This is a genomic window from Algoriphagus algorifonticola, assembly GCF_007655305.1.
GTDB lineage: Bacteria > Bacteroidota > Bacteroidia > Cytophagales > Cyclobacteriaceae > Algoriphagus > Algoriphagus algorifonticola.
Genome location: NZ_VLOG01000008.1, coordinates 140,243 through 156,494, shown reverse-complemented (window position 1 = coordinate 156,494; position 16,252 = coordinate 140,243). Strand labels below are relative to the sequence as shown.

Below are 16,252 nucleotides of genomic sequence, written 5' to 3'. Positions count from 1 at the left end.
CTAAAAACTCAACCTTTAGAGATTTCCATATTAACGGACTTCCCTTTGATAGTGTTATGTTTCATAGTGCGGATTACATGATCAGCATCTTTCTGTGGAACGTCCACAAAAGAGAAGTTGTCAAATATGTCAATTCCTCCAATGCTTCTGCCTGGGATGCCGGCTTCACCAGCTATTGCCCCCACGATATCATTAGGACGGATTCTGTCTTTTTTACCTAGGTTTAAGAATAGACGGGCCATGTTGGCATCACGAACTCTCTCAGGTCTTCTTCCACCATCTCTGCTGTCTCTTCCACCTTCACGTCTTTCTCTTCTGCCTTCACCTCTTTCTCCACGTCCGAATCGGTCACTTCCACCTCTTTCAAATCTTCCGCCTCTTTCTCCTCTTTCACGACCTCCGTCACGTCCACCTTCTCTTCTTCTTTCATTGAATGAAGGAAGCGCGAAGTCTTGGTCTCTCATTTCTTTCACAGCATCTCCCATGGTCATCTTTAGTAATCCTAAAGCAATTTGGTCCATGCTTAAACCTTCGGCCAACATTTGGCCAATAGTCGCTTCGAAAATTTGATTATCCTCTTCTTTGCTTAAATGTCTGTAAACATCCTTCACCAATTGAGCTTTTTTCAACTCAATCAAGTCAGAAACTGAAGGAGGGTCCATTTTTGCGATCGTTGCCTTGGTGAATTTCTCCAAGTCACGAATTTTCATGAAATCTCTTCTGCCGGTTACAAAATTGATAGCAGTTCCTGATTTACCAGCTCTACCGGTTCTACCGATTCTGTGTACGTAGTATTCCTCATCCAATGGAAGATCGAAGTTGAACACTGCCTCAACATTGTCTACATCAATACCTCTTGCTGCTACGTCAGTCGCAACCAATACAGTACAAAGTCCTTTTCTGAACTTGCCCATTACTTTGTCACGCTGAGCTTGAGATAGATCTCCATGAAGTGCTTCAGCTAAAATTCCTCTTGAACCCAAAGACTCAGTCACCTCATCGGTCATTCTTTTTGTATTACAGAATACCACAGAAAGCGCATAGTTGTTGACTGTCATTAGACGAGTCATCAATTCCATTTTCAAAGAAGGCTTCACCTCATAAAAAACCTGCTCGATTCTATCGACAGTTAGTTCTTTTTTGGCAACCTTGATTATTTGAGGATCTGTTTGATATTTTCTGGTTAAGTCCATAATAGGCTTAGCCATGGTAGCGGAGAAGAAGACAGTCTGTCTTTGTTCTGGCATCTCCTGCAAGATCGCCTCGATATCATCCCTGAAGCCCATGTCTAGCATTTCATCTGCCTCATCCAAAACGATGATTCCAGCATCTTCCAGCTTTAATGTACCTCTGTTGATGTGATCTTGAACTCTACCTGGAGTACCTACTACAATCTGAACTCCTTTTTTCAGTACGCGAATCTGCTTGTCGATAGATTCACCACCGTAGATGGCTACAGAGTTTATTCTTTTGTGAAATTTGGCAAGTTTTTGAATTTCGCCTTCAACCTGAACAGCAAGTTCACGGGTAGGGCAAAGGATAATAGCCTGCGGTCTGTTGTATTCCGGATCAACCAAATCGATGATAGGAATTGCAAAAGCTGCGGTTTTTCCAGTACCAGTTTGAGCCTGACCAATTACGTCACGACCTTCTAATACGAAAGGAATGGCTTGAGTTTGAATTTCGGAAGGTTGGGTATAGCCCATTTCTTCCACTGCCCGTAAGATTTCTGCTGAAATCCCCAGGTCTGAGAATTTTGTGTTGTTTTCCATGATGTTTCCTTACTTTTCTTGCCATGTACTCCTTGTGATTATCCCACGACAAGCGACAGTAAGGATTTCACGGCTCAGAAAAATGTTCTATGTCTTATTGACGGTGCAAAAGTAATAGTAATTATTTTGTAAACCTAACGTACTCTCAGTCTTTTTAGAATATTCTTAAAAATTAACATGATTTTGGAGTAAAATATTTGGCAAGGTTGGCTTCAAAGTGCTATCCAGACTATAAAAAAGACCTGTCTGAAGATGCCTCTTTCATCATTTCCTGTGAAAGTTCTTCTCCCAAATAATTGTCAATCAATCCGTGGGCCAGGTAGAGTAGAGGTGTCAAAATCACAGCTACAGTGAATTTATAGATGTAATTGATAATGCCTACAGCAGCCACTTGGGACAAGTCCCAATTTCCAAATACATAGAAAGCAATGCCCAAAACCACAAAAGAGTCAATGAATTGTGACACTAAGGTAGAGCCAGTTGCTCTCAACCATATCATTTTGGCTCCTGTGATCGCCCTTAACTTCTGAAAGACAAAAACATCAATCAGCTGTCCCAATAAAAAGGCAGTCAATGATCCAATAATAATTCCAAGACCTTGTCTGAAAATGGTGTTGAAGGCATAACTGATATTGAAAGCATTTCCTTCTGGGTCTGTGGCATTTACTTCCAGCCAGAAATCTGCCGGAGTCAGCATGGTCACCAAGCCAATTACTAAAAATGAATAAGCAATTAACCCCGCAGTCAGAAAGCTGATCTTTTTTACTCCCTTTTTGCCAAAATACTCATTGATAATATCCGTGGTAATAAACACCACTGGCCAGATTACCGCCCCCGCTGTCAAATTGAAATCCAATAAATATTCCCCGAAAATATTGAGATTAACGGGAGATAAACCCAAGGTCTTTTCAGCGGAAAAGATTTTTACTCCAATAATCTCTGCAAGAATAGCATTAGTGAGAAATATCCCGCCAAGAATCATAAACAAGTTAGTCTTCCGGGAATTATTGGCTTTGTTCATAAAGTATAGGTTTGACCTTCCAAGCTTAACACGGAGTTTTCAAATACTGTTTTGGCTTCTTCCAACATGGGTTCCAAGTCTACATATCTGGAAGAAAAGTGTCCTAATAAGAGCTGTTTCACTTGAGCAGCTTTTGCTATCTCTGCAGCTTGCTTTGCTGTACTGTGGAAAGTTTTTTCAGCCCTGGCTGCGTCTGACTCCATGAAAGTTGATTCATGATATAATAGATTCACTCCTTTGATAAACTCATTGATATCAGGATTGTAAATTGTATCGGAGCAAAAGGCATAAGAACGCAAAGGAGCTAGTGGATAACAGTATTCCCTCACGGAGTAAAAGGATCCATCACTTCCAATGTAGTCCAAACCTTTTCTCAAAGAATGAATAGCTTCCAGGGGAAGTTGTTCCTTTTGTAGCTTTTCTTTGATCAGGTTTCTAAATCCAGCTTTTTCCCGAATCAAAAAGCCTGTGGTCGGAAGTCTATGTTTTAGTGGAAAGCTATAAACCTGATAGTTAGCTTGATCTGTCAATAAACTGAATCCTTTCTCTGGATTTGTCTCTTTAAAATGAAGAGGATATGAAAGCTGAGTATTACTATACCTGAAATGTGTGGTGATAATTTCGTCCAGACCTTTAGGGCCAAAAAGGAAAATGGGGTCAACACGCTTGGATAGATTGTAACTGGACAGTAATCCAATCAATCCAAGGTAATGATCCCCATGCAAATGAGAAATAAATATATGTGAGATTTTTGAGGTTTTGACCTTATACCTTCTCAGTTGTAACTGCGTGCCTTCTCCGCAGTCGAGTAAAATTAACTCCCGACCAATTTGGACCACCTGTGATGTATGATTCCTACCGTGAACAGGAATAGAGGAGGTGTTTCCAAGAATCGTTACCTCAAAATCTTTGATCAATCTTCTTCCTCTTCTTCTTCCTGTCCGCTTTCGATTTCGTGAATGAAAATAGCCTCACTGGCTTCCTCCAATGAGTTGACTAGATTCAATTTCTTATCAAGCATGGAGATTTTCAATAGCTTCATCACGTGATCCTGAACTCCGGAGATGATAAAAATTCCACCATTTTTATTGAATTCACGATCTCCAACCAATAGAGCACTCAGTCCGCTAGAGTCTACATATTTTACCTGGCTCATGTCCAAAACCAGGTTTTCATAGCCTTCAGCATGAACTGTCAATAGCTCAGATTTTAAGGCTGGTGCAAGAATAGAATCCAGTTTTTCCTCCATTGGAGTGAAAACCACATATTGTTCTTTTTTATCAATGCTGTATTTCATATTTAGACGATTGTATTTAAGTGGTAATCCCGAATTTAATCGGTTGAGATCTTGTCAATTCACTTCTAGATTTTCTTGTTATTGACTGACCTCATAAATTTAAATTTATTTGGAAAGATAAGCGTTTATCGCTTTTTCAATCCTATTTTCAAGTTGGTTTGTCTCTGCTTTCTGAAACTTTTCACCGGTGATTTTCTCGAAAAGCTCAATATAACGATCTGAGATACTTTCTACAATCTCATCGGACATTTCAGGTACTTGCTGTCCGTCTTTCCCTTGGAAACCATTAGCAATCAACCATTGTCTAACAAATTCTTTGGAAAGCTGTTTTTGTGGCAAGTTTTTTTCTTGATTTTCCTCATAACCATCTGCATAGAAGTATCTGGAGGAGTCTGGTGTGTGGATCTCATCAATCAGATATATTTGATCTCCGTATTTCCCGAATTCATATTTTGTATCTACCAGAATCAATCCTTTTTCTGCGGCCATTTCTTGCCCTCTTTGAAAAAGCGCACGCGTATATTTTTCCAAAACACCATAGTCTTCCGCACTTACGATTCCTTTTACCAAAATATCCTCTTTGGAAATATCTTCATCATGACCTTCTGAAGCTTTGGTGGTAGGAGTGATAATAGGCGTAGGAAAGCGATCATTTTCTTTCATGCCCTCAGGCATAGGTACTCCACAAATCATTCTTTTTCCTGCCTTGTATTCACGTGCAGCATGACCGGACAAATAGCCTCTGATTACCATTTCAACTTTAAATGGCTCACATCTTTTTCCTATGGTCACATTTGGGTCAGGGGTAGCTGCTACCCAGTTTGGAACTATATCAGCTGTGGCAGCAAGAAATTTCGCTGCAATTTGATTTAGAACTTGTCCCTTGAATGGGATGGGTTTGGGTAAAACCACATCAAAAGCAGAAATCCTGTCAGAGGCTACTACCACCAATTCTTTTTCGAAGATATAGACATCTCTTACCTTTCCTTTATAAAAGCCCTGTTGGCCAGGGAATTGAAAATTGGTTTCTTTGATGGCTTGACTCATGCTTTTGATTTTTGGCAAAAATAGGAAAAGCTTTGCCTTTATACTTTGGCTTTGGGGATTATTTCTCTTCGATTTTACCTGCTTTGTAAATTTCTACTCTTATAAGTTCTCCATTTTCATCATAGAACTCCCTTTTACCATCCAGTTTATCTTTTTTGAAATTCTTGATTTCTTTTAAACTCCCATCCTCCCTAAATATTTTAACTTCTCCCTCCAATAAACCATTGAGATAGGTGTTTTTCATCTGAAGCTGCCCATTTGGGAAATAAAAGCTCTCACTTAGTACCAAATCTGAATTAGGAACAAACTTTCTTTCGATAGCAATTTTTCTATTTGCATGATAAACCAAAAGGGGAGTGGTAGGGATTCCTTTTTTATAGCTTATCTGGGATCTTATACTTCCATCAGGAAAATATTCCAGCAAATCACCTTCAGCTATCCCATTTTTGTAAGTTCCCCGCCTTTGAGGGCTTCCATCTTCAAAATTTAAAATATATGCCCCATCCAAGAGGCCTTTTTTGTAATCGATAGAAGACTGAATTTTTCCATTTTCATAATACTGCTCTTCTTTTCCATCCAAAACTCCTTTAGAGTAGGTTGCAACTCTTAATTTTTGACCACTTTCATCAAACTCCTCTACCAAGCCATCAAATTGTCCCATGGAGAAATTGCGCCTGCTTTGGATTTCCCCATTTTCATAAAAAGATTCACTCAACCCATTTGGCCTGTCATTTTTGAACTCAGTCAGGTCCTGAAGACTTCCGTCGGGATAATAAGTGGTAACCTTTCCCTGAATTAGGTTATTGTTGAAATTAAGTTCCTGCTGAACTTGCCCTGATGGATAAAAGCTTTTGCTCAAGCCATTTCTTTGATTTTCCAAAAAGGGGACAATGCGAATTGTATCTCCGGTAGCCGGATCTAAATCAACAAATAATCCATGTCTTTGATCGTCTTTTAAAAAACCGATTTGGATCAATTGTCCATCCTCACTATACCTTTTGATTTGCCCTTGAGCTTTACCGTTTATACGGACGTATATTTCCTTTAGGAGCTCATGATCTTCGTCATAATAGGTACGAATCGTATCCTGAGCTTTTGCCATCATGCAAAAGGAAAGAAGGAGAAGAGTTGAAAGGGCTTTTTTCATAAAAATAATCCTTGGTGAGGTTAACTCACCAAGGATCAAATTAATTGCTTTTTCAGACTTTTTCTAATACTAAAGCAGAAGCACCGCCGCCTCCGTTACAGATACCGGCAACGCCGATCTGACCGGATTTTTGATGCAAGACTGAATTTAAGGTAGCGATGATTCTAGCTCCTGAAGCCCCAAGTGGGTGACCAAGGGAAACTGCACCTCCAAATACATTCAATTTGTCTGGATTCAAATTCAGCTGTTTTTGATTGGCTAATGCCACCGCTGAGAAGGCTTCATTGATTTCATAAAAATCCACATCATCTGCAGTCAAACCTGCATGCTTGATAGCTTTAGGAATCGCAAGTGCTGGAGCAGTAGTAAACCATAGTGGGTCAGTAGCTGCATCTGCAAAACCTCTGATTTTCGCCAGCGGCTTTAATCCCAATTCTTCCGCTTTTTCTTTGCTGATTAATACTAATGCAGATGCTCCATCATTCATGGTGGAAGCATTGGCTGCTGTTACTGTTCCTTCTTTATCAAATACAGGACGAAGGGAAGGGATTTTATCAAACATGACATTTTTATATTCCTCATCTTCGTCAATAAGAATTGTTTCCCCTTTTCTTCCTTTAAGTTCCACAGGAATTACCTCGTCCTTGAAGTATCCTTTTGCCCAAGCATCAGCAGATCTTTGGTAAGACTGTATGGCATAAGCGTCTTGCTCTTCTCTGCTGATTTTCATCTCTTTGGCAGTATTATCTGCGCAATTCCCCATTGGGAATTTATAGTAAACTTCGAATAAACCGTCTTTTACCAAACCGTCCACGAACTCTGCATTTCCATACTTGTATCCAAATCTGGCTTTAGGAACATAGAATGGGACATTGGACATACTTTCCATGCCACCAGCAACGACCACATCATTGATTCCAAGCATGATGGACTGAGCGGCAAACATTACTGCTTTCATACCAGAAGCACATACCTTATTAATAGTGGTACAAGGTACTTGGTACCCAATTCCTGCTCCAATTGCGGCTTGTCTTGCAGGGGCTTGACCTAGATTGGCCGATATTACATTTCCCATGAAAACCTCCTGTACGTCATCCGCTTTGACACCGGATTTTTCCAAGGCACCTTTGATCGCAGTGCTCCCTAACTCAATGGCAGTAAGTCCTGAAAGCTTTCCTCCAAAACTTCCGAGTGGTGTACGAACTGCTGAAACAATATATACTTCTTTAGACATGTTTATTTGGGTTTAATTAAAAGCTCAATTAGAAAATTTTACCAATCAGGAATTCCCCTTTTAGGTCTTTGAGTTGGTTTCTTTTTATTCTGTTGGATATACCGTAATTCAGCTGCATTCATGCTCTCTAAAATCTGAGCAGCTTGCTCTGGGGTCAAGTTCATAGCCTTAAGCTTTTCCTTGAATTCCTCCATGGCTTTCTGTCTGTCAGCTAAATTGGCATCCATTTGATCATTGGCATTTTGGCTTGCAGGGTCATTGCTCTTGTCTGTAGGATTTCCGGACTGAGATTCCTTAGCTTTATCCTGATCTGTCTTCTCCCCTTGATCTTTGGACTCCTGCTGTTGGCCTTCTTCCCCTTGACTTTGCTGATTTTGCTGCTGCTGTTCCTGATTTTGTTGGTTCTGCTGCTGCTGATTTTGGTTTTGTTCCTTTTCTTGATCCTGCTCCAGCTTTTCTTTCAAAGCTTTTAATTTTTGGTCCTCAGGATATTTACTTAATCCCTGATTTACTGTTTTAAGAGCATCCTCTTTTTCAGTTTTGACATAGGACCTCGCAGCTCGGTTAAAGAAATCCCCTGCCGTTTGAGCTTGAAGGCTCAAAGCGGAAAGCAAGAAAATGATGCTTAATAGGTATTTCATTTTTTCTCTATTTCTGTTATTTCTTGGAGACTGTTGATAAAGTCCTGATAAGCTGCAACCGTCTCATCCTGTTGCAGAGCATCAGTCATTACCTGTAACGCATTCTGGAACCTAAATTGTTCAACCAGGCGATCAGCCTCCGCTTTTTTGCGCTTGGCAAATTCAGATGGCTCAGGCTTATTCTGCTCCTCATTTTTCCTTTCCTCGTCTCTTTGCATCCAGCGAGCAAGTAATTCGTAATTATGCCTTGCCACCTCATTGAATGGGTCTTGAATTAAAGCAGATTTAAATTTATTAAGAGCTGCTTCATATTCCTTCTTATTTCCCAGAATCACTCCACCCTGATTGTAAGAAAAAGATGAGAGTAACTTATCTGGACTAGTGGATGCTTTGTCAAAATAAGTACTGGCTTCATCGGGATTTTCTGCATAATGATAGCTGAGTCCCAAGTTGAAATCCAATGCGTAGGACTGGAGCTGAAATTGTTCTATTACAAACAAGTGATCTTTAATAGACTGCTCATAGTCTGCTTTGGCATAGCTTTCAGCAGCAACATCTATCGCTGCATTCAACCTGGAGTCCCGGGTCCATGATGCAGGGATTATTAGGAAAATTGCTATGATGACTTTGCCCCAGCTCATTATAATCTAATTGTTTTGATAGGTAAAATCATGTCAATGAGAGACAGAACCAATCCTGCCAAAAGAAAATAGAAATACTTATTGGAGGAGGTTTCTATTTTTCTGGTACCTACAGTTCCTCCTTCTAATCTCTCCAGTGCTGCAGTGAGATCACCCAGCTCCTGGGCTTCATCTGAGATTTCAAAATATTGACCTCCTGTTTCTGAGGCAATGTATTTTAAAGATCCTCTATCTAATTTAGTTTCAGCAGGTTTCCCAGTCTCAGGATTGATGATTACTCCATTTCCTCGTGGAATAGAGCTTCCTTTTTCTGTTCCAATACCTAAGGAGTAAACCTTGATCCCAGCATCGCTTAGTCTATCGCCCACGTCGTCCAAATCATCCCCGAAATTCTCTCCGTCGGAGATCAAGACTATGGACTTGGATTTTACTTCCATGCTTTCATCATTGTTGAATCTCTCCAAAGCCATTTTTAAAGGGCCTGTCAGGTCCGTGCCTGAATTCGGAACCAAACCGGTATTCAATCCATCTAAATAAAGCTGGAGCACACTTTGATCAAATGTCAAAGGACACTGCATAAAAGCCTCAGAGGAGAAAATTATCAAACCAATTCTGTCAGATGGAAAACTTTTAATCAAATTTTTCAACTCAAACTTGATTCTCTGCAAACGACTTGGGCCAATATCCGTTGCATTCATAGATTGGGATAAATCAATTGCAATGAAAATATCCTTTCCTTCTTCTTTGACTTCTTTGGTGGATGTTCCAATGGATGGTCCTGCCAAAGCGATTAGAAATAATATGAAGTAAAGGGTTCGGATAACCAGTTTGGTGAAAAGCCTTCGCTTTTCAACTTGTAGCCTTCTATTGATGGCCCAATATCTGGATAAATATACCAGATAGAGCAGAATAAAAATTCCTGCTAGGATTGCAATAAGCTTGATGTCAGGATATGCCCAAATCATGGCATGAAATTATAAAATAAAGCTTACTTTGAAAGGAACTTTCATGCAAGTGGTCGGTTATAAATTCAATGTTTGTAAATATTAACAATTATTAAATCCCAAATCCTTCCGAGTAATTTGAATGGGTTCAATATTTTTGGTCGATGAATTTATCCAAAGTCAATTTTTATTTACTGATAGTCTTAGCTTTAAGTCTGTTGCCGTTTTTTCTATTTGCTCAGGAAAGTACGAAAATCAGTGGGCAGGTTTTGGATGTGAAAGATTCATCACCCTTGCCGGGAGCAAATATTTTTTGGGAAAATGATTTAAAATCTGGAGTAGTTAGCGATTTAGATGGGAATTTTGAAATCCAGTCTACTAAACTTCCAGCCAGATTGATTGTCTCTTTTATAGGCTATGAAAAATCAATCAGAGTTCTTACTGAAAAAGATTTAGCCAAATTTCAGCGCTTTTTTTTGAATCCTGAGGAGTTATCTCTTGAGGAAGTGATCATTCAGGAAAGACGTCCGGATGAAAATGTTAGAAATCTGGAGACTGGAAAAGCAAGGGTTCCTATCGAGACGATTAAGAATATCCCCGCCTTATTTGGAGAGGTTGATTTGCTTAGAAGTTTGCAATTACTACCGGGAGTTCAAACTGCAGGGGAGGGGACTACCGGTTTGTTCGTTAGAGGAGGCTCTGCCGATCAAAATTTAGTGCAACTAGACGGAGCTCCTGTTTACAATCCCTCCCATTTCTTTGGATTCTTTTCGGTGTTTAACCCAGATGCATTGGAACAGGTGGAATTATATAAGGGAAACATGCCCGCTTCCTATGGAGGAAGGTTATCTTCTCTAATTGATGTTAGTTTGAGAGAAGGAAATTATGATCAAATTCATGGAGAGGGAGGAATTGGAACAATTTCTTCGAGATTTACCATAGACGGTCCATTATTTTCCGAAAAATCCTCCTTTGTATTTTCAGCAAGAAGAACATACGCAGATGTTTTTTTGAAACTGGCCAATGATCCAGACCTTAGAGACAATAGGCTTAATTTTTACGATTTAAGCGGGAAGTTGGCATTCAAACTTTCGGAAAGAGATAAGATCACTTTCTCTACCTATCAAGGGAGAGATTTTCTGGGAGTAAATAGAGAGTTCGGGTTGGGTTGGAGTAATTGGGTGAGTTCATTGAAGTGGTCTAGAAATATTTCTGATGACTTGTTTTTTGACTTAGATGCTTACCACTCTTTTTACAATTATAAAATCGAAATCAATGATCCAGATAATGGGTTTATTTGGAATAATAACCTTTCTGAATCAGGAATTAAGGGAAACTGGTCCTTAAATAATAATTCAAAAACACAGACTTACTGGGGTTTTCATTCCCAGTTTTACAATTTTTCACCGATCAATTTAGAACCTCTTCCGAACAGTAATCTGGATCCAATCAATACCAATCCAAAAAATGGAGTTTTGAATAATTTATTCGCTGGAGTGTCTCATCAATTCTCTTCAAAATTGAGTGCTGAGGCTGGGTTCCGATGGGGTTTTTTCAATCAGCTAGGTAGAGGTGTGGATTATAGATATTCGGGAGGTGTTCCTGGACCGGATGTGGAAGTGATTGATTCTGTTCAATTCAATTCCTTCGAAAACATCAAGTTTTATCAAGGCTTGGAGCCAAGATTGGCTTTCAGGTATTTGATGAATGAAGAGTTTTCGTTGAAAGCCGCCTACAACAGGAATTTTCAATACGTGCAGATTGCTTCTAATAGTTCTGCAGGATTGCCAATTGATAGATGGATTTTGGCAGGCACTTATGTTCCTCCAATTAGATCTGATCAAATTTCAATAGGATTGTTCAAAAACTTCCAAAATAACAAATGGGAGTTTTCAGTTGAATCTTATTATAAAGACCTGAGAAATATCATTGACTTGAGAAATGGAGCTCAGGTTCTATTTACAGACCAGGTGGAAACAGAAATTCTTACCGGAAAAGGCTGGGCTTATGGAGTGGAGTTTTTACTTCGAAAAAATACAGGAAAAACTACAGGCTGGCTGGCATATACCTGGTCTAGGACTTGGAGGTTGATTGAAGGAATTAGTGAAAACCGAAAGTATAACCCAAGATTTGATAGACCTCATGATGTGACTTTGGTCTTAAATCATGAGTTTTCTCCTTCCTGGTCTGCAGGTTTAACCTTCGTTTATACCACAGGACAGGCAGTTACATTTCCAATCGGAACTTATCCAGTAGACAACCAGCAATTACCACTTTTTTCCAAATTCAGAAATCAGGATAGATTCCCAGATTATCATCGAATGGATGCTTCAGTCACCTGGAAAAATCCCAATAAAGGGAGAAAATGGAGGGGAAGCTGGAACTTCAGTGTTTACAATCTTTATGGAAGAAAGAACCCATTTGCCTATGAGTTTCGTCAGATCTACAATGATGATTTTAGATTTAGTGCGGGGGATGGCCCTATTGAATCAAGTCGGCAAGGAATCGTCATGACCTATTTGTTTACATTTCTTCCTTCTATTACTTATAATTTTCAGTTTTGATGAGACGATTGCTTATTCTTCTATTGAGTGTGTTGTTTTTTTCCTGTCAGGAAGAAGTAGATCTCCCATTGGCAACTATAGAAGGAGAAATTCCTGTAATAGAAGGTACGTGGACAGATAAGGACTTTTATAATGAGGTTACAATCAGCCTTGCTAAGAATTATTTTGATGAATCCCCTAGAATAGTGATTTCTGATGCTGAGGTGGTAATCAGTATTCCTGGGACTGAAGTTTTGATCCCATTTGTCTACAATTCCAGTACAGGGAGCTATAGGCCGAAGGATAGGAGAAAGGTGGCAAAAGTCGGAGAGCGATATACTCTTTCCGTTAAATGGAGGGATAATATTTATCAAGCTTCGGGACTGATGTTAGAGGCTCCAAAAATTGATAGCTTAACCTATGAGTTCAAAGAGAAAAGACTTTTCTCTGATGAAGGATACTATATCAAAGCCTATGGCAAAATTCCATTCTCTAGAGATAACTATTATCGAATTCGAGTCATTGAAAATGATACCTTGAAAAACAATAGGGAGGATTATTTACTATTCGATGACACTTTTGGGTTGAGTTTTTTCGAAAGGGGTTTAGAGTTAAATTATGCTTTTCAGCCTGGAGACAGAGTTAGACTGGAGCTTTTTCGAATGAATAGAGACGTTTATAATTATTTTACCCAGTTGGTAGGTTTGTTATTCAATGATGGTGGACTCTTCAGTCCTCCTCCACAAAATCCAGAAACCAATATTCGGGTCATTCAGGGAGAAGGTGAGGTTTTGGGGTATTTTCTTGTTTCACCTTTATTATCGGAATCCATTTTTATCCGTGAATAACCTATTTTAAGTCAGTCATAAATTATTTTTCAATAGATCTACTAATTTTTAATAGGTTATTTAAAAAATTCATTTTAAATTAAGGTCATGAAAGAATTATCAGAACAGGAAGAGCGCATCATGCGCATATTATGGAAGATGGGACAAGGTCTCATCCGTGACGTTTTGGATGAATTTCCGGAACCAAAGCCACCTTATACCACCTTAGCCTCGACGATTAGATTGTTGGAGAAAAAGGGGTACTTGACTCACAAGGTTTATGGGACAGTTCATATGTATATCCCGACTATCAGCCAGGAAGACTATTCTAAAAAAAGCATCAATCATATGGTGAAGCATTTCTTTGAAGGGTCTGTCGGTAATTTCTTATCCTTCATGGTGAAAGAGAAAAAAATCAGCAAGGATGAAATTGATGATTTGCAGAAGATGATTGATGATTACGAAAACAAGGATAAACAATGAATAATGTTTTAAATTATCTTTTAGAAGGAAGCATTTGCCTGGTAGGCGGATGGGTTTTTTATAAGGTAGTATTAGAAAAACTGACCTTCTTTGACTGGAATAGAGTAACTCTTCTGGTTTTGATGCTGCTGGTTCTTTTTGTGCCCCTATTGTCATTTGAGATGACTCAAGCGGCGGCACCTCTTGCGGAATACACGCTTCCTACTTTTGATTTTGGAAGTACTACTGAACAAATAGAAACTTATTCCTGGCAAGAAATGATCTTAGTGGTATTTGCCATTGGATTGGTTTTTTCACTGGGTAAATTCTGTTTGGGTTTGGCCAAACCTATTTTTCAGCTGCAATTGGTCGAAAAGAAGAATTATCAGGGAATGAAATTAGCCATCCATCCTAGCTTTGAACCAGCATCTTTCTTCAATTATATTTTATTGCCAAAATTTGACCCAGAGGATCCTGATCAAAAACAGATTTTACTTCATGAATCAATTCACGTGGCAAAAAAACATACTTGGGACTTGATTCTGATTCAGTTTACTAAGGCTATTTTTTGGTTTAATCCATTCGTTTATGCTTTAGAAAAATCCCTTCGGGAGGTTCATGAATTTCAAGCAGACCAAGGGGTAACCAAATCTTTTTCTCAATTCGATTATTCCAGATTGCTAGTTAGACTTTTGGCTAAAGACCAAGGCTGGCAGTTCATGAATAGCTTTAATCAATTTCAAACTAAAAAACGCATTGTTATGATGAATAAATCCAAATCAACTGAACTGCAAAAGAGTAGATTTTTGTTAGTTCTCCCTCTTTTTTCATTAATGGTTTTTGTATTCGCTTGTGAGCAAAACTTATCAGATGAACCACTCAAGCCAGAGCAAGTAGTGGATATTATTAATGAAGATGGATCAACTGAATTGAAAGGAATGGTGAATGGTAAAATGGTTGAAATTTCTGCGGATGAAATATTTGACGTGGTGGAAACTCAGCCTCAACCACCGGGGGGAATGTCTGGATGGAATAATTACTTGAAAACGAGTCTTAAATACCCGGAAGCTGCTAAGGCTGAAGGAGTTGAAGGAACGGTTATTGTAGTTTTTGTTATCAATACCGATGGTTCAGTTCAGGATGTGGAAATTTTGAGAGGAGTTGGTTCAGGTTTGGATGAAGAGGCACTAAGAGTTGTTCAAAATTCCGCTAACTGGAAATCTGGCGAACAAAGAGGTCGTAAAGTAAGAACTCGAATGAGATTACCAATTCGGTTCAAGTTGAGTTAAGCAAATAATCGTGTTAAGCAACCTGAAAAGCTCTCCAAGCTATTGGAGAGTTTTTTCCTTTAAGATTTAAAATCATGAAAAACTATAAATTAACCCTAGTACTTATTCCCCTTTTCCTATTTTTGATCGGGGTGGAGTTGAAAGCTCAAACCGGCGAAACAGTTGAGGAACAGATAGAAAAATTAGATGTTGCTCCTCAGCCTCCGGGTGGGTTAAATGGGTGGATGCAATATCTAGCCAAAAACTTGAAATACCCTGAAAAGGCGCGTTCAAAACAAATAGAGGGCACAGTTATAATATCCTTTATAATTGAGAAAGATGGTTCACTTACCGACATTGAGTTGATGAGAGGAATAGGTGGAGGATGTGATGAGGAAGCTCTTCGCGTGGTCAAAGGCTCGGATAATTGGACTCCCGGTGAAAAGGATGGGGGGATTGTCAGAACTAGAATGAGACTTCCGATTCGATTCAAATTGGGCTAAGAAAAGCTGGCTTAATAAGGCCAGCTTTCTTTTTTTAGAAATCGGTTGACTTTCCTTCGAGATCCAATTCCTTTATCCAGATATTTTTGTAGAGGACTTCATGCCCCTCTGCCTGAAGCTTCAAACCTCCGGGTCTATCTGTAATTCCTTTACCACCATCATTTCCTCCATCAAGTCCAGAATTTGGACCGCCCCATACCTGTTGGATTACCACATCTTCGTGGATTTTTTTACCATTAAAATAAACTGTGACTCTGGCTTTTTCTTTTATTATTCCATTTTCAAAGCGAGCTGCTTTGAATACAATGTCATAGGCATTCCATTTTCCAAGACCATTATAGGCCTGTTCTTTTGGGAGATGTTCATTGATCACAGCAGCCAATCCATGGAGTCCATAGTCTCCATCCAGGATTTGAATTTCGTAGCGATTCTGAAGATAAACACCGCTATTTCCTCCCTCATTTTTTATCAAAAACTCCACATGAGCCCTGAAGTCCTTGTATTTCTTTTTGGTAACGATATCTGCAGCTCCATATTTTCCTCCTGCTCCTGCTGGGTCATTGGAACTGATTGCTTTGCCTCCTGTCACAGGATCTTGAACCTCAGGCCATTTGATAGGTGCCTCAGCTGAAAATCGAGGTCCTTCCCAATACTCCCATTTTTCAAGCAACATAGACTTGGTGCCATCTAACATGAGTTCTGCTCCTTCAATAGGTTTGACACCCACTCCGACTTGTGCAGTGCTTTCACAGCTTAAGAAAAGGAAATAAAAGAATGCCGATGAAAGGCATAGGATGAAGGTTTTTGTGTTTTTCATAGGTTTTGGGTTTGATTTATTAAAAAGCTATTGATTGCTTTTTGGTCAATTTGGTTAATTTTAATGATGTGGGAAATAAATTTTACAC

At 39.2% G+C, this 16,252-nt stretch carries 15 protein-coding genes and 2 pseudogenes; 6 read left to right on the top strand and 11 right to left on the bottom strand.

Features of this window, described 5'->3' with window-relative positions:
• Positions 1-8: 8 nt before the first annotated feature.
• From FL972_RS01360 to FL972_RS01315, 10 genes are all read right to left on the bottom strand, one after another.
• Positions 9-1,772 (bottom strand): DEAD/DEAH box helicase, encoded by a 1,764-nt coding sequence (locus FL972_RS01360; protein ID WP_091650154.1) that lies wholly within the window; start codon positions 1,770-1,772, stop codon positions 9-11.
• Positions 1,773-2,001: 229 nt separating this feature from the next.
• Positions 2,002-2,793 carry a queuosine precursor transporter gene (locus FL972_RS01355; RefSeq protein ID WP_144602574.1) on the bottom strand — a complete coding sequence of 264 codons (792 nt, stop codon included), beginning with the start codon at positions 2,791-2,793 and terminating at the stop codon, positions 2,002-2,004.
• Positions 2,790-3,710: a ribonuclease Z gene (locus FL972_RS01350; RefSeq protein ID WP_144602572.1), complete on the bottom strand. Its 921-nt coding sequence runs from the start codon at positions 3,708-3,710 to the stop codon at positions 2,790-2,792. Before FL972_RS01350 ends, FL972_RS01355 begins: the two co-directional genes overlap by 4 nt.
• Complete coding sequence (locus FL972_RS01345; RefSeq protein WP_144602570.1) at positions 3,707-4,090, bottom strand: STAS domain-containing protein; 384 nt, start codon at positions 4,088-4,090, stop codon at positions 3,707-3,709. Before FL972_RS01345 ends, FL972_RS01350 begins: the two co-directional genes overlap by 4 nt.
• 105 nt (positions 4,091-4,195) lie before the next feature.
• The gene (locus FL972_RS01340; RefSeq protein ID WP_144602567.1) at positions 4,196-5,137 is read right to left on the bottom strand and encodes a phosphoribosylaminoimidazolesuccinocarboxamide synthase; all 942 of its coding nucleotides are present in this window, start codon (positions 5,135-5,137) and stop codon (positions 4,196-4,198) included.
• A 58-nt stretch (positions 5,138-5,195) separates the two neighbouring features.
• Positions 5,196-6,284: a toxin-antitoxin system YwqK family antitoxin gene (locus tag FL972_RS01335; protein ID WP_144602565.1), complete on the bottom strand. Its 1,089-nt coding sequence runs from the start codon at positions 6,282-6,284 to the stop codon at positions 5,196-5,198.
• 52 nt (positions 6,285-6,336) lie between these two features.
• Positions 6,337-7,518 carry an acetyl-CoA C-acyltransferase gene (locus FL972_RS01330; protein WP_144602562.1) on the bottom strand — a complete coding sequence of 394 codons (1,182 nt, stop codon included), beginning with the start codon at positions 7,516-7,518 and terminating at the stop codon, positions 6,337-6,339.
• Between the two features lie 38 nt (positions 7,519-7,556).
• On the bottom strand, positions 7,557-8,159 hold the full coding sequence (locus FL972_RS01325) for a hypothetical protein (RefSeq protein ID WP_091650175.1): 603 nt from the start codon (positions 8,157-8,159) through the stop codon (positions 7,557-7,559).
• The gene (locus FL972_RS01320; protein ID WP_144602559.1) at positions 8,156-8,800 is read right to left on the bottom strand and encodes a hypothetical protein; all 645 of its coding nucleotides are present in this window, start codon (positions 8,798-8,800) and stop codon (positions 8,156-8,158) included. The genes FL972_RS01325 and FL972_RS01320 overlap by 4 nt, the downstream gene beginning before the upstream one ends.
• Complete coding sequence (locus FL972_RS01315) at positions 8,800-9,765, bottom strand: VWA domain-containing protein (protein ID WP_144602557.1); 966 nt, start codon at positions 9,763-9,765, stop codon at positions 8,800-8,802. Before FL972_RS01315 ends, FL972_RS01320 begins: the two co-directional genes overlap by 1 nt.
• 143 nt (positions 9,766-9,908) lie before the next feature.
• Between FL972_RS01315 and FL972_RS01310 the strand changes: the two genes are divergently transcribed.
• From FL972_RS01310 to FL972_RS01290, 6 genes and pseudogenes are all read left to right on the top strand, one after another.
• Positions 9,909-12,308 (top strand): TonB-dependent receptor, encoded by a 2,400-nt coding sequence (locus tag FL972_RS01310; protein WP_144602554.1) that lies wholly within the window; start codon positions 9,909-9,911, stop codon positions 12,306-12,308.
• A complete protein-coding gene (locus FL972_RS01305; protein ID WP_186299966.1) occupies positions 12,308-13,135 on the top strand; it encodes a DUF4249 family protein in 828 nt (275 codons plus the stop codon). Before FL972_RS01310 ends, FL972_RS01305 begins: the two co-directional genes overlap by 1 nt.
• 87 nt (positions 13,136-13,222) lie before the next feature.
• On the top strand, positions 13,223-13,597 hold the full coding sequence (locus FL972_RS01300; protein ID WP_144602549.1) for a BlaI/MecI/CopY family transcriptional regulator: 375 nt from the start codon (positions 13,223-13,225) through the stop codon (positions 13,595-13,597).
• Positions 13,594-14,328 (top strand): annotated as a pseudogene (locus tag FL972_RS19710) (M56 family metallopeptidase); the annotation flags it as partial. The gene FL972_RS01300 and the pseudogene FL972_RS19710, both read left to right, overlap by 4 nt.
• Before the next feature lie 216 nt (positions 14,329-14,544).
• Positions 14,545-14,865: pseudogene (locus tag FL972_RS19705) on the top strand (energy transducer TonB); the annotation flags it as partial.
• A gap of 74 nt (positions 14,866-14,939) precedes the next feature.
• Positions 14,940-15,347 carry an energy transducer TonB gene (locus tag FL972_RS01290; RefSeq protein ID WP_144602547.1) on the top strand — a complete coding sequence of 136 codons (408 nt, stop codon included), beginning with the start codon at positions 14,940-14,942 and terminating at the stop codon, positions 15,345-15,347.
• A 34-nt stretch (positions 15,348-15,381) separates the two neighbouring features.
• Here the strand turns inward: FL972_RS01290 and FL972_RS01285 are convergent, their stop codons facing one another.
• On the bottom strand, positions 15,382-16,164 hold the full coding sequence (locus FL972_RS01285; protein WP_144602545.1) for a 3-keto-disaccharide hydrolase: 783 nt from the start codon (positions 16,162-16,164) through the stop codon (positions 15,382-15,384).
• Between the last annotated feature and the right edge of the window lie 88 nt (positions 16,165-16,252).